This is a genomic window from Parvularcula marina (assembly GCF_003399445.1).
Lineage (GTDB): Bacteria > Pseudomonadota > Alphaproteobacteria > Caulobacterales > Parvularculaceae > Parvularcula > Parvularcula marina.
In genome coordinates this window covers 468,572-488,890 of the sequence record NZ_QUQO01000001.1, presented here as the reverse complement: position 1 = coordinate 488,890, position 20,319 = coordinate 468,572, and the positions used below count along the sequence as shown (strand labels likewise).

The 20,319-nt window shown below is 60.5% G+C and carries 23 protein-coding genes; 13 read left to right on the top strand and 10 right to left on the bottom strand.

Translation table 11 applies throughout. The annotated features are described in order from the left end of the window. Together DX908_RS02250 and DX908_RS02245 are read left to right on the top strand one after the other, a co-directional pair. On the top strand, window positions 1-435 hold the full coding sequence (locus DX908_RS02250; RefSeq protein ID WP_199564559.1) for an SUF system Fe-S cluster assembly protein: 435 nt from the start codon (window positions 1-3) through the stop codon (window positions 433-435). Between the two features lie 331 nt (window positions 436-766). Next, window positions 767-1,147 (top strand): HesB/IscA family protein, encoded by a 381-nt coding sequence (locus DX908_RS02245; protein ID WP_233508615.1) that lies wholly within the window; start codon window positions 767-769, stop codon window positions 1,145-1,147. On the opposite strand, the gene DX908_RS02240 is transcribed toward DX908_RS02245, so the two are convergent. After that, window positions 1,144-1,359 carry a hypothetical protein gene (locus tag DX908_RS02240; protein ID WP_116390833.1) on the bottom strand — a complete coding sequence of 72 codons (216 nt, stop codon included), beginning with the start codon at window positions 1,357-1,359 and terminating at the stop codon, window positions 1,144-1,146. The genes DX908_RS02245 and DX908_RS02240 overlap by 4 nt on opposite strands. Before the next feature lie 20 nt (window positions 1,360-1,379). Here DX908_RS02240 and DX908_RS02235 point away from each other — a divergent pair, with 20 nt between their 5' ends. Further along, on the top strand, window positions 1,380-2,312 hold the full coding sequence (locus tag DX908_RS02235; protein ID WP_158548432.1) for a lipid II:glycine glycyltransferase FemX: 933 nt from the start codon (window positions 1,380-1,382) through the stop codon (window positions 2,310-2,312). 68 nt (window positions 2,313-2,380) lie between these two features. Then, window positions 2,381-2,890, top strand: coding sequence for a hypothetical protein (locus tag DX908_RS02230; protein ID WP_116390831.1), 510 nt, complete (start codon window positions 2,381-2,383; stop codon window positions 2,888-2,890). A gap of 2 nt (window positions 2,891-2,892) precedes the next feature. Here the strand turns inward: DX908_RS02230 and DX908_RS02225 are convergent, their stop codons facing one another. Together DX908_RS02225 and DX908_RS02220 are read right to left on the bottom strand one after the other, a co-directional pair. Next, the gene (locus DX908_RS02225) at window positions 2,893-3,078 is read right to left on the bottom strand and encodes a hypothetical protein (protein WP_116390830.1); all 186 of its coding nucleotides are present in this window, start codon (window positions 3,076-3,078) and stop codon (window positions 2,893-2,895) included. Between the two features lie 51 nt (window positions 3,079-3,129). Further along, a complete protein-coding gene (locus DX908_RS02220; protein WP_116390829.1) occupies window positions 3,130-3,690 on the bottom strand; it encodes a lipocalin family protein in 561 nt (186 codons plus the stop codon). 77 nt (window positions 3,691-3,767) lie between these two features. Between DX908_RS02220 and alaS the strand changes: the two genes are divergently transcribed. From alaS to rplA, 6 genes are all read left to right on the top strand, one after another. Beyond that, window positions 3,768-6,422: an alanine--tRNA ligase gene (gene alaS / locus DX908_RS02215; protein WP_116390828.1), complete on the top strand. Its 2,655-nt coding sequence runs from the start codon at window positions 3,768-3,770 to the stop codon at window positions 6,420-6,422. Window positions 6,423-6,436: 14 nt separating this feature from the next. Next, window positions 6,437-6,700, top strand: coding sequence for a hypothetical protein (locus tag DX908_RS02210; protein WP_116390827.1), 264 nt, complete (start codon window positions 6,437-6,439; stop codon window positions 6,698-6,700). A gap of 59 nt (window positions 6,701-6,759) precedes the next feature. After that, window positions 6,760-7,254, top strand: coding sequence for a DUF6265 family protein (locus DX908_RS02205; RefSeq protein WP_147303703.1), 495 nt, complete (start codon window positions 6,760-6,762; stop codon window positions 7,252-7,254). Between the two features lie 167 nt (window positions 7,255-7,421). Beyond that, complete coding sequence (locus DX908_RS02200; RefSeq protein ID WP_158548431.1) at window positions 7,422-8,489, top strand: serine hydrolase domain-containing protein; 1,068 nt, start codon at window positions 7,422-7,424, stop codon at window positions 8,487-8,489. 129 nt (window positions 8,490-8,618) lie between these two features. After that, the gene (gene rplK, locus DX908_RS02195; RefSeq protein WP_116390824.1) at window positions 8,619-9,047 is read left to right on the top strand and encodes a 50S ribosomal protein L11; all 429 of its coding nucleotides are present in this window, start codon (window positions 8,619-8,621) and stop codon (window positions 9,045-9,047) included. A gap of 3 nt (window positions 9,048-9,050) precedes the next feature. After that, window positions 9,051-9,752, top strand: coding sequence for a 50S ribosomal protein L1 (gene rplA / locus DX908_RS02190; protein WP_116390823.1), 702 nt, complete (start codon window positions 9,051-9,053; stop codon window positions 9,750-9,752). 6 nt (window positions 9,753-9,758) lie between these two features. On the opposite strand, the gene DX908_RS02185 is transcribed toward rplA, so the two are convergent. The 5 genes from DX908_RS02185 to DX908_RS02165 all read right to left on the bottom strand — a co-directional run bounded on the left by DX908_RS02185 (window position 9,759) and on the right by DX908_RS02165 (window position 14,574). Then, window positions 9,759-10,268 (bottom strand): tellurite resistance TerB family protein, encoded by a 510-nt coding sequence (locus tag DX908_RS02185; RefSeq protein WP_147303702.1) that lies wholly within the window; start codon window positions 10,266-10,268, stop codon window positions 9,759-9,761. 146 nt (window positions 10,269-10,414) lie between these two features. Then, window positions 10,415-11,593, bottom strand: coding sequence for a NosD domain-containing protein (locus DX908_RS02180; RefSeq protein ID WP_116390821.1), 1,179 nt, complete (start codon window positions 11,591-11,593; stop codon window positions 10,415-10,417). 23 nt (window positions 11,594-11,616) lie between these two features. Continuing rightward, window positions 11,617-12,972, bottom strand: a complete 1,356-nt coding sequence (locus DX908_RS02175) for an SEL1-like repeat protein (protein WP_158548430.1) — start codon at window positions 12,970-12,972, stop codon at window positions 11,617-11,619. 107 nt (window positions 12,973-13,079) lie between these two features. Next, a complete protein-coding gene (locus DX908_RS02170; protein WP_116390819.1) occupies window positions 13,080-13,334 on the bottom strand; it encodes a sulfurtransferase TusA family protein in 255 nt (84 codons plus the stop codon). Further along, the gene (locus DX908_RS02165; protein ID WP_147303701.1) at window positions 13,327-14,574 is read right to left on the bottom strand and encodes a hypothetical protein; all 1,248 of its coding nucleotides are present in this window, start codon (window positions 14,572-14,574) and stop codon (window positions 13,327-13,329) included. The genes DX908_RS02170 and DX908_RS02165 overlap by 8 nt, the downstream gene beginning before the upstream one ends. A gap of 172 nt (window positions 14,575-14,746) precedes the next feature. On the opposite strand from DX908_RS02165, the gene DX908_RS02160 reads away from it, so the two are divergent. From DX908_RS02160 to DX908_RS02150, 3 genes are all read left to right on the top strand, one after another. Continuing rightward, the gene (locus DX908_RS02160) at window positions 14,747-16,207 is read left to right on the top strand and encodes a TonB family protein (RefSeq protein ID WP_116390817.1); all 1,461 of its coding nucleotides are present in this window, start codon (window positions 14,747-14,749) and stop codon (window positions 16,205-16,207) included. Between the two features lie 88 nt (window positions 16,208-16,295). Next, a complete protein-coding gene (gene ispG, locus DX908_RS02155; protein ID WP_116390816.1) occupies window positions 16,296-17,420 on the top strand; it encodes a flavodoxin-dependent (E)-4-hydroxy-3-methylbut-2-enyl-diphosphate synthase in 1,125 nt (374 codons plus the stop codon). Between the two features lie 14 nt (window positions 17,421-17,434). Next, window positions 17,435-18,496, top strand: coding sequence for a glycosyltransferase family 4 protein (locus tag DX908_RS02150; protein WP_116390815.1), 1,062 nt, complete (start codon window positions 17,435-17,437; stop codon window positions 18,494-18,496). Here DX908_RS02150 and DX908_RS02145 read toward each other — a convergent pair. Together DX908_RS02145 and DX908_RS02140 are read right to left on the bottom strand one after the other, a co-directional pair. After that, complete coding sequence (locus tag DX908_RS02145; protein WP_116390814.1) at window positions 18,484-18,984, bottom strand: DUF3592 domain-containing protein; 501 nt, start codon at window positions 18,982-18,984, stop codon at window positions 18,484-18,486. The genes DX908_RS02150 and DX908_RS02145 overlap by 13 nt on opposite strands. Before the next feature lie 35 nt (window positions 18,985-19,019). After that, window positions 19,020-20,279, bottom strand: a complete 1,260-nt coding sequence (locus tag DX908_RS02140) for a DUF418 domain-containing protein (protein WP_116390813.1) — start codon at window positions 20,277-20,279, stop codon at window positions 19,020-19,022. Between the last annotated feature and the right edge of the window lie 40 nt (window positions 20,280-20,319).

Genomic DNA, 20,319 nt, shown 5'->3' with positions numbered 1-20,319 from the left:
ATGACCGACAACGAACAGACATATGACCCTGAAACAGGCGGCCGCGACATGATCGATCTGTCGGGTGGCCGGACAGACGCGCCTTCGCCGCCGGCCTCGCCAGAAGCGCTGAGCCCGGACGAGATTCGCCTGTCGAACATGACGGCGAAGATCGTTGAGGCACTGAAGACCGTTTATGACCCGGAGATCCCGGTCGATATTTACGAGCTGGGGCTGATCTACAAGGTCGATTATGACGAGCCCGGCGATGTGAAGATCGAGATGACGCTGACCGCGCCCGGCTGTCCCGTCGCGGGCGAAATGCCCGGCTGGGTCGAGCAGGCGGTCACGCGCGTTGACGGCATTGAGCGGTGCGAGGTCGAGATGACTTTTGATCCGCCCTGGACGCCGGACCGCATGTCGGATGAAGCAAAACTGGAACTGGGGTGGCTGTGACGTCAGCTAAGTTCTTTCGAGGAGAGGGTAATCGTCGAAGGGTGACGATTATTATATGGGGATTGAATCTCGCTTGGTTAGTATGCTTCATAACAGGCATTTTTCACGTACATCCCTATTTTTGGATGATGGTCTGGTTACCGCATTTGGCTTGGTGGGGATGGATCGTTTTTTTGTCACCACTTATAATATTCCTGACAAGTATGATATTGCTCAGTAAATTGTTTCGATGTTCAGATTGTAATGAGCCGATATTATCTTTAGCCGGATGGGGGCCTTACGGAATATCTAGCAGGGTTTGCCGCAATTGTGGGCACGATCACGGGTTAATATGGGTACACCAGATATGGCAAGACAACGACCTAAAGTCCTGACACTGACCGACCGCGCTGCCGAGCGCATGACGGAGATCATGTCGTCCGCTGATGAGAATTTCATCGGGGTGAAGATCGGCGTGAAAAATGGCGGCTGTGCCGGCATGGAATACACGATGGATTACGCCACCGAGAAGGGGCCGCTCGACGAGGTTGTCGAGGAGAACGGCATCACCATCCTGATTGACCCCAAGGCAATCCTCTTCCTACTGGGGACTGAAATCGACTTCGTGACGGAGAAACTCTCCAGCCGGTTTGTCTTCAATAATCCGAACCAGACCGATGCCTGCGGCTGTGGGGAGAGCGTGACGATCGTCCCGGCGAAAGCTGACGCTTAAAACCAGCACCATACGCCATAGCACTGGCCGAAGGCATATTTGAAAACGAGAAACAGGCCGAGATCTATCAGCGCCAGCAGCGCCAGAATCGGGGCCGCTACATATTGCAGGATGAGCCGCAGGCCCGTCTTCGTGAGGGCAGGTGAGGCCAGCCGGTGCCCCATGACTTCTTGAGCTTTCTTGCGGATCAATTCAGCCTCCGGCCATGCCATTCGATGCGCCGCAGACAACTATGATTCGCTGGAACGGTCTTTCTGCGAAAGCCTGGGAGAAGCAGCTCGCACGCGCCTCTTTAGCGCCCTGCCAGCAGGCTTATGCTTTCGGCGAGGTGATTGCGGCGCATGGTGGCGAGGTTGTGAGGGCCGAGCTAGTCAATGAAGGGGAGACGGCCGGGCTCTGCCAGATCGCAGTCCGTAAATTCCCTGGCTTTCGGCTTGCGACCGCCATGATGGGCCCGGTCTGGCTTCGGGAGGACCTGGCCGAAGACACCCGTGCCGCGCTGATCGATGAGCTGGGCCGCACCCTGCCGATCAAGGGGCTTCATGCCTTCTTGCTGATGCCGCAGGGGGAGGGGAGCGGGACTGAGGAAAAGCTCCGCCTCCGGCGCGTTGTCTCACCCTACCACACCGTGCTTCTTGAACTCACGCAGGATGAAGAGGCACTGCTTGCGGGGGCGGACGGCAAATGGCGTAACCGGCTTCGCGCTGCGGAGAAGGCAGGGCTCACCATCAATCTACTGGGGCGCCGGGCGGAGCAGTATAAATGGCTGCTTGAGGCCGAACGTCGTCAGCAGAAAAGATTAGGCTACAGAGCATTATCACCCCTCATGGTGCCCGCCTGGCAGGAGAAGGCGGGGAAGGATTCCGTCATCGGTTTCGAAGCGAAACTCGGCGCGGAAAGAGTGGCGGGCATGCTGCTCTTCAGGCACGGGGCAACGGCGACCTATCACATCGGCTGGGCCTCAAAGTCCGGGCGAGAGGCCAATGCGATGAATCTCCTTCTCTGGCAATCGATCCGCCAGCTGAAGAAAAAAGGCGTGACCACGCTCGACCTTGGCGGGGTCGATACCGACCACGCGCCGGGTGTTGCACGGTTCAAGCTCGGCACTGGCGGGCGACTGATTTCGCAATCCGGCACATGGCTCTTGCGTCCTCGGCTGCGCTAAAGCCTTCCGTTGAGGGCATGGCGCGCCATGGTGTCTTTATGGCAGAGTGTCCGGCAGGAGGTATTGCCATGACCCGTCTCATTCCCGCGCTTTGCGCCGCTGCTTTGATGACCGCCACGGCACAGGCCGAAGTCGTCTCCTCATCATCCGCCCGCATGGTGCTAACGCAGGAACATGAAAGCACGCTGAGCAAGGCGGATCTCTGGGCAAAACTGATCGAGCCGAAGGAATGGTGGCTCCATTCCTTCTCAGGCGATCCGGGGCATATGACGCTTGAACTCGAAGCTGGCGGCGTCTGGCGTGAGGACTGGGAAGGTGGCTCTGTCACCCATGGACACATCATGGCCGTCATGCATGGTGAGATGCTGCGCCTTCATGCGCCTTTCGGGCCGATGCAGGAAATGGGGCTCGCCACATCCCTCACGCTCAGTGTCGGCGAGAAAGAGGGCGGCGGATCGATCCTGAAAATGGATTTCGTTGCCAATGGCGCGGAGGGTTCTGGTCTCACCGAGCTCGCGCCCGCCGTCGATTTCGTCTGGGACGAGGCGCTAACCAAGCTTGTGACGGATAAGGACTAGTCCTACTTGTCGTCGCCTGCGGGCGCATTTTCATTGTCCCGATAGATGCGCTCGCCATTCTCGTCATAGCGCTCATGGTTCGAATCATAGCCGCGCGGCGCGCCGCCTTCGGCCTCTTCCCCATCATAGGGTTGGTGGCCGCCCTTGATCGTATCTTCGGCAGGGGTCTTTTCGTGCGGATGTGTCATTCGCGTGTCTCCTCAACCATATAACGCATGAGGAGGGCGGAGGTTCGCCGATTATCGGGCGGGCGGTTGCAGCGTGAATTGCAGGGGATCCGTTTGATAGCCGCGCGCACGGGCGGCTTCCATCAGGCGGCGGCCCGTCTCGGCCGGGATGATCGGCGTACGGGAGAGCAGCCAGAGATATTTGCCGTCCGGGCTACCGACCAGCGCCGCAGAGTAATCCTCTGTCAGATCGAGCACCCAGTAATCGCCACTCGCAAACGGCACCCAAGCGGGCGCAAATTTGACCTTCAGCTTTGCGCCATTCCCGCCGACGACCCGAGCGACACCGTTTGCGACGTCGACCTCGCCTTCGGGCGTGTCCTTTCGGCAGGTATTGATGACATCGATCCTGCCGTCCTCGCGCAAGGCATATTCGGCCGTCACCGCTGTGCAGATGTAATCGGGGGTGTCCTCAAACCGGTTGGGATAGCGCGCGATCTCGTACCAGAGGCCCTGATAGCGCTCGATATCGACATGGGGAACCGTTTCCGGCGGCTGATTTTCAGCCCGGTAATCGGGCTGACCGCTGCAGGCGGTGAGCATCAGGGCGATGAGGAGGACGGGCGTGCGCATATCTATCGAATATGGCGAAGTCACCCATCGTCGCAAGCCCGATTGCACAAGGGCGCGGGGCCGATTAAGCCGCGCGGATGGTCACATCCGTCAATGATATCCGCCAGTCCTTTCTCGACTTCTTCGCGAGCCGCGATCACGAAATCGTGCCGTCTGCGCCGCTCGTGCCGCAGAACGACCCGACGCTGCTGTTCGTCAATGCGGGCATGGTGCCGTTCAAGAACCTGTTCACGGGAACGGAAACGCGCAGCTATGTCCGCGCGACCTCCTCGCAGAAATGCGTCCGGGCCGGCGGCAAGCATAACGACCTCGACAATGTCGGCTATACGGCGCGCCACCACACCTTCTTCGAGATGCTGGGGAATTTCAGCTTCGGCGATTATTTCAAGGAACAGGCGATCCTCAATGCGTGGGAGCTGCTGACCGGCACCTTCGGCCTGCCGGCCGAAAAGCTGCTGGTCACTGTCTATCACACCGATGATGAGGCGTTTGACCTGTGGAAGAAGGTCACGGGTTTTGCTGATGAGAAAATCATCCGCATTCCGACGTCTGACAATTTCTGGTCGATGGGCGATACCGGCCCCTGTGGTCCGTGCTCCGAGATTTTCTACGATCATGGTCCCCACATTCCGGGCGGCCCGCCGGGCAGCCCGGATGAGGATGGCGACCGGTTCATCGAGATCTGGAACCTCGTCTTCATGCAGTTCGAGAAACATGCAGGCGGCGAGCAGACGGATTTGCCGAAACCCTCGATCGATACCGGCATGGGGCTCGAACGGGTCGCAACGGTGCTGCAGGGCATTCACAATAATTACGAAACCGATCTCTTCCAAACACTGATCAATGCGTCGGTCGAGCTCACGGGCCGCAAGCCTGAGGGCGACGATCTCGTCTCCCACCGGGTTGTCGCGGACCATCTGCGCGCCTCGTCCTTCCTGATTGCCGATGGGGTGACGCCGTCCAACGAGGGCCGGGGTTATGTCTTGAGACGGATCATGCGCCGGGCCATGCGCTATGCGCACGCGCTGGGGGCGAAGGATCCGTTGCTGACGCGTCTTGTGCCGACCCTTGTGGATGAAATGGGCGGCGCGTTTCCGGAGCTACCGCGCGCCGAAAGCCTTGTGCGTGACACGCTGCGCGTTGAGGAAGAGAAATTCGCCGATCTGCTCGACCGCGGGCTGAAACTCCTCGCCGAGGAAACGAGCAAATTACCCGATGGCGGCACGCTGCCCGGCGAGGCGGCGTTCAAGCTCTATGACACATTCGGCTTCCCGCTCGACCTGACCGAGGATGCGCTGCGGCGGCAGGGCTATGGCCTTGATCAGGCGGGCTTTGATGCCGCCATGACCCGCCAGAAAGAGATGGCGCGCGCCAACTGGGCGGGCTCAGGCGATGCGGCCAGCGACAAGGTCTGGTTCGATATTCTTTCTGATACGGCGCCCACGGAATTTATCGGCTATGTCCATGAAAAGGCCGAAGGCACGGTCACCGCGCTCGTGAAAGATGGCGCGCGGGTCGAAAGCGTCTCGGAAGGCGATGAGGTGAGCCTGGTTGCCAACCAGACGCCATTCTATGCTGAATCGGGTGGGCAGGCAGGCGATGCCGGCCGGGCTGTCAGCGCGAGCGGCGCGGAACTGATCATCCGTGACACCAAGAAAGGCGCAGGCGCGCTTCACGTCCATCACGCGGTTGTCAAAAAAGGCACGCTGAAAGAGGGCGATGTCGTCACGCTCGAAATCGATCATGAGCGCCGGGCACGGATCAAGCGGAACCACTCCGCCACCCACCTCGTTCACGCGGCCCTGCGGCGTCATCTGGGCGACCATGTCGTCCAGAAAGGCTCCTTTGTGGGGCCGGACAATTTCCGCTTCGACTTCTCGCATAATTCGGGCGTCAGCCGCGAAGAGCTCGATCTCATCGAGGCGGAGGTCAACCGTGTCATCCGTCAGAATGATGAAGGTGTCGTCTCCGTCATGCCCTATAATGACGCGATCGAGGCAGGCGCCATGGCGCTCTTTGGTGAGAAATACGACGATGAAGTCCGTGTACTGAGGCTTGGTGACGATTTCGACAACCCTGAGCGTCCTTACTCGATGGAGCTTTGCGGCGGCACCCACGTGACCCGCACGGGCGACATCGCGCTTTTCGTCATCACGACCGAAACGGCGGTCGCGAGCGGCATTCGCCGGATCGAGGCCGTGACCGGTGAAGCGGCGCGCGACTACCTCAAGGAACAGGCCGGGATCGCAACCGGGCTGGCCGGTACGCTCAAGGTCAAGATCGGTGACGTTGCCGACCGCGTGACGGCGCTGCTTGAAGACAAGAAGCGCCTCGAGAAGGAACTCGTCGCTGCCAAGAAAAAGGCGGCCATGGGCGGCGGAGGCGGCAAGCCCGCAACCGAAACCATCGGCGATATCGTCTTCACCGGCCAGGTGCTCGAAGGCATTCCGGCCAAGGAGCTCCGTGGGCTGATCGCTGATGCAAAGAAAGCCAGTGACAATGCCATTGCCGCGTTCATCTCGACGGATGACGGCAAGGCGAGCGTGTCGATCGGCGTCGCGGACGGCCTGACGGACCGCATCGGCGCGCCTGAACTCGTCAAGCTCGCGGTTGAGGCCCTAGGCGGTCAGGGCGGCGGCGGCAAGCCGGACCTTGCCCATGGCGGCGGGCCGAACCCGGATGCCGCGAATGATGCCATCGCGAAAGTGCGGGAGCGTCTGCAGGCGCTCTAACTGATCCTCCGGTCATGAATCCTGAGCGCAATCCAGAAGAATACCGGAAGGCAAGGAAGGTCTTTGCGGCCTATTTCCTCGTCCTCAGTGTACTGCTGACCGGACTTGGGATCTGGAAGCTGATTCTGCGGCCGCTGTTCGGTAGGGAAGGGGCGGGCGAGACCTTCGATCTGTCGACCATCCTAGTCTCGCTATTGGGCTTCCCCATGGTCTGGGCGCCGGTCGTCTTGGGCGGGGCGGTGAGCTACCTGCTCTGGCGCTATGTCCGGCGCCCCTGAAATCGGCTATTATCCTGCGCATTCCTGATGTATCTTCAAATTCAACCGGGAGGTTCAGGATGCCGAATTTATTGCTGTCCCTGATGGGTGCGGGCGCCATGCTGATGTCATCGGCTTTTGCGCAGAATAAGAGCACCGAATGGTCGCTCGACGAGCTCGCTTGGCTGGAAGGCTGTTGGGAAGGCCCGGCCTTTGACGGTTTTGCCAAGGAGTGCTGGGTTACCGGACCGGGTGGGCACATGACGGGCCTTCTCCAACTCGAAGAAGAGGGCAAGATCGTCTTTACGGAGATCTTTCATCTTGCTGACTTTGAGGAAGGTCCGTCCTTGCGGGTCAAACACTTCAATGCCGACATGACGAGCTGGGAAGAGAAAGACGGATTTCACGCTTTCAAGTTGCAGCGGACAGAGCCTGGCCTAGGCGTTTTTTCCGGCCTGACCCTACGCCTCGAAGAAGATGGCCGCCAGACAATCGAGCTCGTCCTGACCAACAACGAAGGCGAACGCTGGACGGAAGCCATTGTTTATGAACGGGTATCCGGCCCAGCTAAGTAGCCTCAATTCAGCCTGATTGAAGTTGTGGAATTCCTGTCTGCGGGGCTGCCATTCATCCTGACTTTTTGGTAAAGTTAAGGGTGGCTTCTGCGGAAGCTCGCGCATCGGTTGATGCGAAGGGGGAGATGACGATGTCTTGGCGGTATGGTCCCATAGGGGCCCTATGCTTGGTATTGGCGGCATGCGGGGGTGCGGACGCGCCCGCCGATGAGCCTGCGGAGGCTGAAGAAGATCCCGTAATTGTCGAGGTGACGAGCACGGCCGGGCGGTTACCCCTGGCGTTGATCTCTACAGGCTGGCCTGATCTTGAAACCCCGATCCTTCCCGAACAGCTCGGGATGACGGCTGAGGGGCTTGCCGATTTTCGTATGGCGATCGCCAGCGCCGTCGAGGCGCGCGGTGCCGAGGGCATGACGGCCCTGTTGGTCCGTGACGGGCATGTTGCGGCCTTCGTGACGGCTGGCAATGCGCCCGGCGGAGAAGCGCTCGCCGGGGCCGATACGGTCTGGCGGAGCCGCGTGCTGGCTGCGCCTGTGATCACTGCCGGCATGCTGATGCTCTATGATGAGGGGCAATTCACGCTCGATGAACCGGCGGCCTATTACCTGCCCGAGGGGCGGCTGGGCCCGGTCGGGTCTGAGGAAGACAGCCCGACCATTGCGCAGATCATGACCGGGGACGGCACGACTGGCCCGGACCTCAAATTGCAGGCGGAGATCATCCAGAATGTCTCTGACACGCCGGTCGACGTCTATCTCGATGAGCGGATATTCAACCAGCTGGGCATGACGAGCATGCGGCTGACGGAAGGAGCGGGCGGGACGTTCGTTTTAGAGGCGAGCCTGCGGGATATGGCCCGGTTCGGCCAGCTCCTCGCCTCGGGCGGCGGGGTTGGCGGCGCGCGCATTCTTGATGGCGCGACGGTCAGCCTGATGGCGCGGGACCATTTGCCGGATGACCGATGGGCGCTGAATTCAGGGCTCGGCGAGGACATGACGCCGGGGGTTATTGGTCGTGGTCTCGGCGTTGCGGTCCTGCGCTCTGCCGGGGTCACAGGCCCCGGCGCCACGGCAGGCAGCTATTTCTCTGCCGGTGAGGGCGCTTTCCTGCTCATAGATCAGGGGCAGGGGCTGATGCTCGTTGGCCTCAGCGAGGGGGCCGGCGGACGCGATGGCGACGCCGATATCTTCCGCGCTGCGGCCCGCGCCGCCTATGGTGCCATCGCCGCAGACTAAGCCCTCCAAGGGATTGCGTTTACAGGCTTTTGCCGCTAGAGCCCGGCGCTTCGCGGGAGGCTATGGGTCTTAGCAAGTCCATGATCCAGCCCGACCGCGTTCCCTTCGCCAATAATCGGAAGGTGTAACATGGCAAAGAAACTCCAAGGCTACCTGAAGCTTCAGGTGCCCGCCGGCGCGGCTAACCCGTCGCCGCCCATCGGCCCCGCTCTCGGTCAGCGCGGCCTCAACATCATGGAATTCTGCAAGGCGTTCAACGCTGCGACCCAGGAGATGGATAAGGGGATGCCGATCCCCACGATCATTACCATCTACACGGACAAGTCGTTCACGTTCGAAACCAAAACGCCGCCTGCGTCCTATTACCTGAAAAAGGCCGCCAAACTGCCCAAGGGCGGTTCGCTGCCGGGCAAAGAAGTCGCTGGCTCCGTCACCATGGCGCAGGTTCGTGAAATCGCCGAAGCCAAAATGGCTGACCTCAATGCCAATGACATTGATGCGGCCGCCAACATCATTGCCGGGTCCGCACGGGCCATGGGCCTGAAAGTGGAGGGCTAAGTCATGGCGAAAGTCGGAAAACGTCTGCGCAATGCGCGTGAAGGCATCGATTTCAAGACACTGCACGGCCTGACCGAAGCGGTCGAAACCGTGAAAAAGAACGCCACGGCGAAATTTGACGAAACGGTCGAGATTTCGATGAACCTTGGTGTTGATCCTCGGCATGCGGACCAGATGGTTCGCGGTGTCGTCTCGCTGCCGAATGGCACGGGCCGTTCTGTTCGCGTTGCTGTCTTTGCAAAAGACGACAAGGCGGAAGAAGCTCGCGCGGCTGGTGCTGAAATCGTCGGGGCCGAAGACCTCGTCGAGCAGATCCAGAATGGCGAAATGGATTTTGATCGCGTGATCGCAACGCCGGACATGATGCCGCTCGTCGGTCGTCTGGGTAAGCAACTCGGCCCGCGTGGCCTGATGCCGAACCCGAAAGTCGGCACGGTGACCCCGAACATCAAAAAGGCCGTCGAAGATGCCAAGGGCGGGGCTGTTCAGTTCCGCGTCGAGAAGAACGGTATCGTTCACGCCGGTGTTGGCAAAGCCAGCTTTGATGCGACGAAGCTCGAAGAAAACGTCCGCGCTTTCGTCGATGCCGTGAACAAGGCGAAGCCGTCAGGCGCCAAGGGCACCTACATCAAGCGGATCGCCCTGACCTCGACCATGGGTCCGGGCATCAAGGTCGACCCGCAAAGCGCTCTTGTCGCTGAATAATCCAGCCTAAAGCTCGGTGCCGGTACGGTCTTCGCGATCCGTACCGCGCCCGATCAGCTTTTTGGCAAAAGCAAACAGGCCGAAGTTCTTCGCGTAATCGCGGTAGGCTTCGGCCTCTTTTTTATCTGCCTCCGTTAATTCCGTCCGCAGATCATCAAGCTCCCGCTTGACGCCATCGAGAGCGAGTGTGCCTAAATGCTTGGCGAGTTTGACGGCATAGATGTCCGCCTCGCTGTCATCGACTTCCCCATCAGATTTGAAGATCACATCTGCCATGTCGAGAAAGCGCGCGCGGTCTTGCGGGTCGGTCAGGCGCGGCCAGATATCCGCGAGCCGCACCGGGGTTGTGATGTCACGGGTGAGGGCGGCGCGCTGCTCATCCGTCAGGCCGTGATGCTGGGCAAAGATGTCTTCAAGGACGATCTTCTCGGCCGGATCTAGCCGCTCATCCACCCAGGCAAGGGAAATCAGTCCTTCATAAAGGGCAAGCCGGCTGTCACTTACGGGTTCGGTCATCATACTCTCCACACACACCACCGGCGGGGAGAATAAGCCCAGAGGACTAGGATAGGGTGAAGCTGGGAAGCCTCATGCTTAACCAAAAGAAAAAGCCCGGCGCGGCGGCCGGGCTTTCCAATTCGTTGATCGTCCGTGTCCGCCGGTTAGCGGCTCGACCCTGACGGGCCGTTCCCGACGCGCCACTGCGACTGGTCGCGGCTGCGGCGGCTGTTCCGGTTATAGGCCGGAGACGACACGTTCTGGGCAACATCATTGATGATGGTCGGGACCGTGTTGAGGTGACCGATGGTCGAGACCTCAAAGCCGCCATTGCCGTCAATGTCATTGTCCTCAATCAGGCCGGTCGAGTTGGTGACCTTGATGCCGTCCTGATCATTCGACCAGATCTGGTTGAGGCGGATCAGCACTTCCTTACCATCCTCGCCCAATTCGATGCCGTGCTTGGAGTTGTTGAGGATCTTGTTGCCGACCAGCGTCGCCGCGCCACCACCATTATAGGAGATGCCGACACCGTTGGTGTTCACAAGGTTGCCGGTCACCAGCATGGAGGCTTCGCCAGAGAGGTTGATGCCCTGATGGTAGTTCTCGGTCACGATATTATCGACGAGGGTCGCACGATCCCAGAGCGGATGCGTCTGGGTGATGCTGATCCCCGTGCTGCCGCCCGAGATTGTGTTCTTCTCAAGGAAGGCCGTACCGCCCTCGATCGAGACAAGCTCACCGCCGCCGCCTTTGACGGAGGACTGGATCATGGTGAAGATGCCGTCTTTGACATCGACGCAAGGGACACCAGCATTTGCCATCGGCTCGAAATCGATATTCGAGATCTGTGCATGCTCGTTGAAGCTTTGTGGCGTGAATTTCAGGCACGGCTTCTGCTCACCGGCTGCATTGGTTTCAGCAACCTGACGGATGCGGACACCGCTGCCGGCACCGCGGTCGCCTTGCAGGCTGACCGAGCGCTTCAGCTCGATATTCTCTTCATAGATGCCGGGCATGACGACCACGACACCGCCCCATGCCACATTCTCGATCGCTTCATTGATCGAGGTGTAGCGAGCCCGTGAAGGATCAGCAGCGCGATCCATATTGATGTTCGGCCCGCCCTGGTCGACAACGACATAGGCTGGCAGCTTGCGCTTTTTCGTGCTCGTGGTCGCTGCGTCACGACGACGGGCGTCCTCGATTTTCTTGGCCGTTTGCGGCGTCACTGTCGGCATACCGCCAAAAGTGCTGTCCTGAGCAAAGCCCGAGGAGCCAAGGGCGCCGGCTGCCGCCATGGACATCAGCGCCGCGATTGCCTTTTTCCGAGTCAGTTTCATTTTCTCACCCCTCTCCCGACAGGTCACTGCGCGTAATCATAGGTGTAGAGCTCTTCGAGCGCCTTCTCGGCGGGCTTGTAGCCAAGAGCGACTGCCTGTCCGAGATGGTGGGCCGCTTCGGACCGGCTCGGCTCGATCGGATCGTCACCGTAAATGCCCTGGCGGTAATACTTGCCGAGGGCGAAGTGGGCGAGCGGATATCCGAATGAAGCCGACTTCTTCAGCCAGCGGACGGATTGTTCGCCATTCACCGGCACGCCGATACCTTCAGCATACATCACACCGTAGATGTATTGCGATTGCGGGTGGTTCACCGACGCCGCGCGCTCAATGAGCTTCACTTTTTGCGGCGGGGTGAGGACACCCGTCATGCTGTCACGCTTTTGCTCTTCTGACAGGTTCTCGTCATCCTCGACGAGATTGTACTGGAAGCGCTTGATGGCTGCGATGGTCTTGGGACCACGTGTGCCGTCAATATCATCGAGATAAAGGCCGAGCGCGGCGAGGGCGCCCTGAACAAGATGCTCATTGCCTTCGGCGAAATTCGCTTCGATTTCTGCGATGGCAAGGGCCGTACGGCGGGCCTGAAGAACCTTGGTCTGATTCTCGATATCGACCGCAATCGGGCTCGGGCCCTGGAAAGCATCGTGAAGCGGCGGTTGCCACTCGCGAGCTTTCTTGTCGGCTTCCTCAATCTCTTCCCGCGTCATGATTGTCTTCAGGAAGCTGGCTGCCTTCACCGCATTCGGATTGGCGTTCAGCGCCCGGCTGGAGGCGAGATTGTAATAGGTCAGTGCTTCGACGTTGTTCTTCGGCATGCCGTTGCCGGTCTGGTACATCACGCCAAGACGGTAGAGGTCGAATTCTGATTCGGAGGAGAGGAGCGTGACAACGAGGTCTTCTGCCTTCTCAACCTGCTCGGTGGTCATGACGGATTTAAGCTGCGGCACGCGTGTTTGGGCGCGAGCGCGGGCATTGATTTCGCAGAAATCAGGCTTCTGGCTGTAATCTTCAAAATCATGGGTCGCGGCGATCGTGTACCAGGCGAGAGCGCGGACCTTGTCTTCCTGGATGACGCCGGTGTCGACCGGCTTCGGTCCGGCAAGATCGCGCGAATCACTCGAGCAGCCATTCACGGACTGGTTCGAATAGACATCGCCCAGAACTTGGCGGGACTGAACATCGCCGGCGATCGCATATTTGCGCCACAGGTCGAGTGCTTCGAGCACCTTGGCCTGATCAATCTGGCCATTCGGGTGATAAGAGTAGGCGCGTAGTGCGTCATCGAAGTCAGCAAATGCCGGTGTGAAGATGCCCGCAACAGCGAGGCTCACCCCCGCTAACAGCGCGTTACGCGGTGCAAATCGCTTAGAGCCCATTCCCATACTCCCCTGCAGCCGAGCCACCGACGTGGCGCATCGGCGGATTCCGTCTCTGCCATTGTTAACACCTCCTAACTTCCTTGGCATCCCCCTTGTGACGCTTTTCACCCCTTTCCGCCCAATGTGACCTCGAAGACGCAATAATCGCGCGTATTTTCGGGGGCGGATACCTCTTCACAGGCGTGCCCCGCCTCGCGCATCGCATGGGGGATATCGACCCTTGCGATGGGGTCATCGGCGAGCACTTCGAGGCGGCTGCCTGCTGGAAGGGCGCGTGCGCGAGCCTCCAGCCGGAGGACCGGCAGGGGGCAGCGAAGTCCTCTTAAATCAAGGCGTTCCGGAGCAGGCAGGTCAGCCATGAGCGCGCACGGAATCGGGGCTTTCCTCGGTCAGATCGGGGCTTTGAGGGCGCACCGGATCCTCGATCAGGCCGAGCGTCTGCTGGGCTTCTGGCAGCGACCGGGAGAGATCCCGCAAATAGGTAATGACGTCGATCTGTTCGATTTCGCCGCGAATGGCGCGCAAGGTCGGGGTCACGCGCGCGCCTTCAGGCGTGGGGAGCGCCAGATCAGTGGCCCGCTCAAGCCGCGCCGCCCCGCAAGAGGCCAGAATGGCTTCAAGATCGGCGCGTGGCGGCAAGCCCTGCGGCCAGAGTTTGCGCCCGCCCGCCCGTCTTGCATGGCCTTCGGCGAATTTGAGAGCTGCACGTCGCACCGGCTCTGGCCCGCCGATAAAGAGACGAAGGCCTGTCGCCTCTGGCTTGTCGAGCCAGCCATGATGGGCGACCAGCCGGGCGGTCGCGAGAATGTAGCCGTCACTTGCCGGGAAGGTCTCAGCATATAGAGGCGCCATTTCCCGGGTGAGACGGGCGAGGACGCGCTCGGCGGGCTCGCGTGCCTCAAAAAGGAACACGAGTTCCTCAGGCATAGTGGTTAGGGGCGGCAAAGTCGCCTCGACGCGCCAGGAATGTCCTGACCGGCGACGCTCCCGCACAGGACCGAAGAGACCGGCCCGCGCTGCGGCCAGCGGATTATCGAAAAGTCCCGCGAGTTTCGGAAAAGCGCAGAGCCCCGCCGTCACGGCCGCTTCGTCGAGCTTCTCCCAGTCCGTCCCGGCGCCGAATCGGATCTCGCCCGTGGTCTTGTCCAGGATTTCGACATCCGAAGGGGGTTTGAGGGCTGCCATCCGCTCTCCGGGGACGAGCAGATATCCCATTGCGCGGGCTTCCGCGACGGCCTCATCGGCGGCGTCATCTCCTTCAGGAGAGAGCACGACCATGGCCTGTGGGCGATGCCCTTCGAGCTGGCGCAGGAAGGCGAGCATCCGCGGCTCAGCCCCGAAACGGTCCCGCGTGAGTGGATCGCGGATCATCGCGCCTTCGGGCAAGGCGGCTTCAAGATCCTTGAGGTCGGCTTCTTCCTCCGCGCTCAGGACTTCCTGGCGCGGCCCGTCAAAGAGCGTCGACAGAGCCATTCGCCCGCTGAACAATTTTGACAGGACCAGCGAGACGGCCGCTAACCGTTTATCGCTGACTTTCGCCAGACGGTCGTGAACGGAAGCCGTGAAATGCGGCCCCCCGCGGGGAGAGTGAGTCGCCATGGAAGACACCTTACCGAAATCCTAACGAAGTCAACATTTCTCCGGTCTGGTGAGATTGATTCGATGACAAACCCTCGAATTTTTCTCGCATTAATTATTTGTCGGCACGATGGTTGCCCTTTCAGGACCATAACGAACAGGTTAATTTGTTTCACCGGAGACAGTGATTCGCATGGATGTGACCGATACCCTTCTTCATCGCGACCGAGATGTGTCCCATGACGGGACCTCGGACGGGAATGAGACGGCTGCGTCCGAATCACCTTCGACGGCCACATCTGAAGCGGATGCCGACGCGCCGCACACCAATGACGGGAAAATTCCGTCAGCGGATGACTTCTCCCATGCTGGCGAGATGCTCGCCGCCGCCCGCGAGGCGATGGACCTTGATGTCGAGGAAATCTCAAAACGCATCAATGTGAAGGCCGAGCGGCTCACCGCGATTGAGGCGCTCGACAAATCTGCCCTGCCGGCGCCGACCTTTACGCTCGGTTTCGTGCGCTCTTATGCGCGCACGCTTGGACTGCCCGAGGATGCGCTGGTCGAGCGTTTCCGCCGTGATGCGGGCTATCCCGCGCCGCGCCAGACGCCCGTACTTGAGCCCAAGCTGCAAAAGGATCTGGGGCCTGCGCCGCAGATGAGCCTTTTCACGATCCTGCTGATCACAGGCGGCGTTCTCTGGATCGTTTGGCAGATCCTTCAGGCGTCTGCCCCGGACAAGGCCGTCCTGACGGCCGAAGGTGGAGAGGGCATTCCGCTCGTTGAGCGCACGCTGTCTTCGACCGGGGTACCGGACTATCAGATGACGACCTCGCTGACCGACGAGAACGCGCTGGGCGGCGGGCTGTCACTGCCCTCCGATGCCGCGCCCGCCCGTGTCGCCGATGCCGGTGAGGATGACGGCGTTCTTGAGATCACCGCGGAAGAACTCGAACGCGCGCTGGCCGCAGGCGAAGAAGAGGCGCGTTCCGCGTCTCTCGCCAATGCCCGCGCCGCCGAGAATGACGGTGCCCTGCAAGTGGCTGCCGTTGAGATCCCGTCGCCTCTTACTGAAGCAGAAGAAGGCGAGGGGGACATCGACAGCGCCGCCGCAGAGACAGTCAGCGAAGAAACCGAAACCGCTACTGAGGCCAATACTGGTGTCCAGTCAGCCGATGAGCTGAATGCCGAGGCCTTGAACCGTCTGGCGCTCCAGAACCGGGGTACGACGACGGAAGAGGCGCCTGCCACCCAGGAGGAAACGCTCGCCGAAGATGATACTGCCGATGAGCCCGTCATGACCGATGACGGCATCGCTATTGTCACCGCCGATGAGAATGCGCCCGCTGAAACGGTCGTTGAAGAGACTGTGGTTGCGAGCCGTGTGCCGGCAACCATCCGCACGGCCATTGAGCCGGTCTATCCGTCCCGCTGCGAAAGCTCGGCGGCAGAGACCGAGACCGTCACCATCCGCTACAGCGTGTCGCGCTACGGCAAGGTTGTCGGACCGGAAGTCGCCTCGACCACGAACCCCTGTTTCAACCGTGCCGCGATGGCTGCCGTCTCGCGCTGGGATTTCTTCCCGGCTGAAGAGGGCGGCGCCTCCGTGACCGATGCCGGCCGGACCAGCCGCGTGGTCTTCCAGCGCCCGTAAAAGGCGTACGAACGCATTGTGATCACGCCGCTTTCGGCTTAATTGCATCACCAGAGACAAATGCCGTTGTGACGGCAGGAGACGGCTCATGAGCATTCGTCCGTGGCGGGATATTGAGCGCCGGGAAAGCCGCCGCATCATGGTCGGCAATGTGCCCATTGGCGATGGCGCGCCGATCGCCGTTCAGTCCATGACCAACACCAATACGGCGGACGCAAAAGCAACGCTCGAGCAGATCGAGCGGATCGCGGAAGCGGGCGCTGACATCGTACGGGTGAGCTGCCCGGATAAGGCCTCAACCGAGGCGATGAAGGAAATCTGCAAACACTCGCCGGTGCCGATCGTGGCAGACATCCATTTTCATTATCAGCGCGGCATCGAGGCGGCAGAGGCAGGAGCGGCCTGCCTCAGGATCAATCCGGGCAATATCGGCAAGCGCGAGCGCGTACTCGAAGTCATCAGTGCTGCCCGCAATAATGGCTGCTCCATGCGCATCGGGGTCAATGGTGGCTCGCTGGAAAAGCACCTGCTCGAAAAATATGGGGAGCCCTGTCCCGAGGCGATGGTCGAAAGCGCGCTCGATCATGCGCGCATCCTTGAGGATGAGGATTTCCACGAATTCAAGATTTCGGTGAAGGCGTCCGACGTGTTCCTCACCGTTGCCGCCTATCACGGCCTTGCCGAGGCAACCGACAAGCCGCTGCATCTGGGGGTCACCGAGGCGGGAGGTTTCCGTATAGGGACGGTCAAGTCATCCATCGGGCTTGGCGGGCTCCTCTGGGCCGGGATCGGCGATACGATCCGCGTGTCCCTCTCGGCAGAGCCCGAGGAAGAGATCAAGGTCGGCTTTGATATCCTCAAATCGCTGGGCCTGCGCCATCGCGGGGTGAATGTGATTTCCTGCCCGTCCTGTGCGCGGCAGGGGTTCGATGTCATCCGCACGGTCGAGAAGCTTGAGGCGCGGCTCGCGCATATCTCAACGCCCATGTCACTCTCCGTGATCGGATGTGTCGTGAATGGCCCCGGCGAAGCGCGGGAGACCGATATCGGCTTTACCGGCGGTGGCGCGGAAGCGGGCATGGCCTATCTGGGTGGTGTGCCGGCCTTCAAGCTCAAGAATGAAGACATGGTCGACAAGCTGGTCGAGCTGGTCGAGGAAAAGGCTGCCGAGATTGAAGCCGCCCGGGCTGCCGAAGCTCAGGCTGCGGAGTAATCCGGCATTCCTTCATGACGCTGCATTATATCACTGGGGCCTCGGCGGAGGCGGATGACTGGCCGCTAAGCCGAAAGCTGGATTCAGAGATCCCCGATTACCGGATCTTTTGCGGTGATGCCTCGCCCCGTTACCGGACGAAGGCCGCGCTCCTGTTCCGCGAATACCCCAAAATGATCTGGTTTGCGCTAAAGAAGAGCTGGCAGAGCATCTTTGCGCGCCCGAAACCCGATGTCGTTCTGGCGCATACGGATATCATCCTCTTCTGCTACGGGCTTCTCAAGTTGCTCAGCTTTTCCTCGAAGCCGCGTCTTGTCTGGCTCGGCTATATTTATTCGGAAAAAGGGACCGGACTTGTGGGGCGCCTCAACCGGCTCTTCCACCGGATCGTCATCGGGTTTTGTGCGCGGGTCATCACCTATGCGGGCTCCGATGAGGAAGCCTGCCGCCGGGTATTTCCATCGCAGGCGGAGAAATTCTCAACCACGCTTTATGGCGTTGGTCTGGGGTTCACGCCCAAGCCTTACAGCGAGCAGGCGCGCGCCGGGACCATCCTCTCGGCCGGGCGGTCACAGCGGGATTATGCCTGCCTTGCAGAGGCGATCTCTGACACAGACTATGCGGTCGATATCGTTTGCGACAATCTTGATGCCTGTCCCGACCGGCTGGCCTCTGAAAAGGTCCGTATTCACCGCAAAGTGCATGGCCGCGACTTCATCGACATGCTGCAATCGGCAGAGCTTGTCGTCGTGCCGCTCAGCGATACCTCGGCCAGCGCCGGTCATATGGTGATGCAACAGGCCATGGCCTACCGCAAACCGGTCATCGTCACGGATATTCCGAGCATCAGGGATTATATCTTCTCTGATGACAGTCTCGTCCTTGTGCCGCCGAATGATCCGGCAGCACTGGCGGCTGCGATTGACCGGCTGATGAAGGATGACGCTGCGCGGGATGCGCTGGCGGGTCGGGCAGGCGAGATTTTCGATGCGCATCTCTCGATGGATCGGATGGCGGAGCGTGTCACCGAGTTGATGAAGGCGGAACTCGCCGCAGCGGACAGTCAGCCCATCTGAGTAAACAGCTCTGTGAAGGGCAGCGGCATGAAGGCGATCACCAGCGTGATCGTACTGACCGTCACCGCCATCACATTCTGCCAGCTTCGCATGATCTGCCGGCCTGCTTCCTGCGCGCGTGAGGGATGGTCGGGATCGTAGAGGATATCGACCTCGCTGCCGATAAACTTCGTTTCATCCTTGCACGGCACGTCAGAGACGAAGGTCCACTCGCCGCCATATTTATCCTTATAGGCGATGCGGGGGCGGTCCGGGCCGTCGGGATCGCGCTGAAGACCGATGACACTGCCTGTGGCCGGGACGCCGCGCTCTTTCAGGATCGCATTGCGCCGCAGGCTGTTTGCGGTGATCAGCGCGAAGACAATCCCGATGTAAAGGATCATGACATGGACATCGGAGCGTTCAAGCCCGGCCGTTTCATAGACCACGCGGCCCGGCGTCAGCAGGGTTTCCTTGATCAGCTCGAGCCAGTCTGCGCGGTCCTTCATGCGGCGAAGCCTAGCGCGATATTCTGAAAAACGGCTTACCCGGCAGGGGCAAGTGCCTCCGGGCGGCGCCGGATCGCGGGCGCCTTGCCATAGGTCAGCGTGCGCCACAGCCATTCCGCCGGCCCATAGGCAAAGGCCTTCATCCAGAAATGGCTGAAGACGGCCTGTGCGGCGTAAATGCCGATGGCGATGGGGATGTAGCTGGCCGTGCCGACCCGTCCGGCAAGCCCCAGCCCCGGCCCGATATTGGTGAGGATCAGCATGATCAGCACGCTCTGGGTCAGATAATTGGTCAGCGCCATCTGGCCGACCGGCGCAAAGGGCCGGATCAGCCAGGTCAGGCTCTTGCCATTGAAGATCAGAACGAGCCCGCAGACATAGCCCGCCGCGATCAGCGGGGTCGCAAAGGCATGCATGATTGTCGTCAGTACACCAAGGGCGGCGGACGCCTCTTCGCCGGTGTTCTCCGAGATGAGCTGGCCGAGGAGTTGTAGGACCAGTCCTGAGATCAGGAGGAGAGGGAGATATTTTCGGAACATCGGCAGATGATCGCCCGAATGCTGTAGCCATCCCTGACGCGCTACCCACGCACCGATGTAAAATCGGCCAATGACGTAAAGAACCCATGAGGCCAGTAATCCGCTGGCGAACCAGTCATAGCGGACCATGTGATCCATACCGGCAATCCATTCGCGGTAATTCCCGGCCCATGCGGCGGCCTGCCGGGCCAGCACCGCGTCATCATTATAGACAATGCCGTAGGCCTCGGTGAAGCCGAGCGCTTCGCTGATCCATTCGCCGACAGGGCGGCCAAAGACGAGCAGCGCCAGCCCGATATAAAGCATCATCCGGGCAGGGAGTTTCCGGCTGAAGAGAAGAACGAACCCCGCCGCGCCGTAAAGATGCAGGATGTCGAAGGCAAAAAGCCCGAAGAGATGGATGAGACCGAAAAGGAACAGAATACCTGTGCGCCGCAGATAGATCGACATGAAGGGTGCGCCGCGGCTCTCCAGCCGTTCCATCATCACCCAGAACCCGACCCCGAAGAGGAACGCAAAAAGCGTGTTCGCCTTGTCCGCAATGAATAGGTCCACGAGGAAATAGAAGAAACTGTCGATAGGGGCGGTGGGCAGCGCTTCGATCTGGGCATCCGTCGCCATGAAGGGCGCTTCGCCGAGACCCACGAGATTGGCCGTCAGCACCCCGAACAGCGCAAAGCCGCGCAGGATATCCATGATCGCATAGCGCTCGGAGGACGTGGTCGGTGCCGTCAGCGGCCGGACGTCATCTGTCATTTGAAATCCCTCTCACCCGGCAACAGGGCTACGCCTGTCA

What these genes read in the sequence shown, in the direction of transcription:
- alaS (WP_116390828.1), top strand. Translation starts at nt 3,768, where the DNA reads ATGGTCACATCCGTCAATGATATCCGCCAGTCCTTTCTCGACTTCTTC.
- DX908_RS02165 (WP_147303701.1), bottom strand. Translation starts at nt 14,574, where the DNA reads ATGGCGACTCACTCTCCCCGCGGGGGGCCGCATTTCACGGCTTCCGTT.
- DX908_RS02170 (WP_116390819.1), bottom strand. Translation starts at nt 13,334, where the DNA reads ATGGCTGACCTGCCTGCTCCGGAACGCCTTGATTTAAGAGGACTTCGC.
- DX908_RS02235 (WP_158548432.1), top strand. Translation starts at nt 1,380, where the DNA reads ATGATTCGCTGGAACGGTCTTTCTGCGAAAGCCTGGGAGAAGCAGCTC.
- DX908_RS02225 (WP_116390830.1), bottom strand. Translation starts at nt 3,078, where the DNA reads ATGACACATCCGCACGAAAAGACCCCTGCCGAAGATACGATCAAGGGC.
- DX908_RS02250 (WP_199564559.1), top strand. Translation starts at nt 1, where the DNA reads ATGACCGACAACGAACAGACATATGACCCTGAAACAGGCGGCCGCGAC.
- DX908_RS02210 (WP_116390827.1), top strand. Translation starts at nt 6,437, where the DNA reads ATGAATCCTGAGCGCAATCCAGAAGAATACCGGAAGGCAAGGAAGGTC.
- DX908_RS02220 (WP_116390829.1), bottom strand. Translation starts at nt 3,690, where the DNA reads ATGCGCACGCCCGTCCTCCTCATCGCCCTGATGCTCACCGCCTGCAGC.
- DX908_RS02230 (WP_116390831.1), top strand. Translation starts at nt 2,381, where the DNA reads ATGACCCGTCTCATTCCCGCGCTTTGCGCCGCTGCTTTGATGACCGCC.
- rplK (WP_116390824.1), top strand. Translation starts at nt 8,619, where the DNA reads ATGGCAAAGAAACTCCAAGGCTACCTGAAGCTTCAGGTGCCCGCCGGC.
- DX908_RS02180 (WP_116390821.1), bottom strand. Translation starts at nt 11,593, where the DNA reads ATGAAACTGACTCGGAAAAAGGCAATCGCGGCGCTGATGTCCATGGCG.
- DX908_RS02175 (WP_158548430.1), bottom strand. Translation starts at nt 12,972, where the DNA reads ATGGGCTCTAAGCGATTTGCACCGCGTAACGCGCTGTTAGCGGGGGTG.
- DX908_RS02145 (WP_116390814.1), bottom strand. Translation starts at nt 18,984, where the DNA reads ATGAAGGACCGCGCAGACTGGCTCGAGCTGATCAAGGAAACCCTGCTG.
- DX908_RS02205 (WP_147303703.1), top strand. Translation starts at nt 6,760, where the DNA reads ATGCCGAATTTATTGCTGTCCCTGATGGGTGCGGGCGCCATGCTGATG.
- rplA (WP_116390823.1), top strand. Translation starts at nt 9,051, where the DNA reads ATGGCGAAAGTCGGAAAACGTCTGCGCAATGCGCGTGAAGGCATCGAT.
- ispG (WP_116390816.1), top strand. Translation starts at nt 16,296, where the DNA reads ATGAGCATTCGTCCGTGGCGGGATATTGAGCGCCGGGAAAGCCGCCGC.
- DX908_RS02160 (WP_116390817.1), top strand. Translation starts at nt 14,747, where the DNA reads ATGGATGTGACCGATACCCTTCTTCATCGCGACCGAGATGTGTCCCAT.
- DX908_RS02240 (WP_116390833.1), bottom strand. Translation starts at nt 1,359, where the DNA reads ATGGCATGGCCGGAGGCTGAATTGATCCGCAAGAAAGCTCAAGAAGTC.
- DX908_RS02150 (WP_116390815.1), top strand. Translation starts at nt 17,435, where the DNA reads ATGACGCTGCATTATATCACTGGGGCCTCGGCGGAGGCGGATGACTGG.
- DX908_RS02140 (WP_116390813.1), bottom strand. Translation starts at nt 20,279, where the DNA reads ATGACAGATGACGTCCGGCCGCTGACGGCACCGACCACGTCCTCCGAG.
- DX908_RS02185 (WP_147303702.1), bottom strand. Translation starts at nt 10,268, where the DNA reads ATGACCGAACCCGTAAGTGACAGCCGGCTTGCCCTTTATGAAGGACTG.
- DX908_RS02245 (WP_233508615.1), top strand. Translation starts at nt 767, where the DNA reads ATGGGTACACCAGATATGGCAAGACAACGACCTAAAGTCCTGACACTG.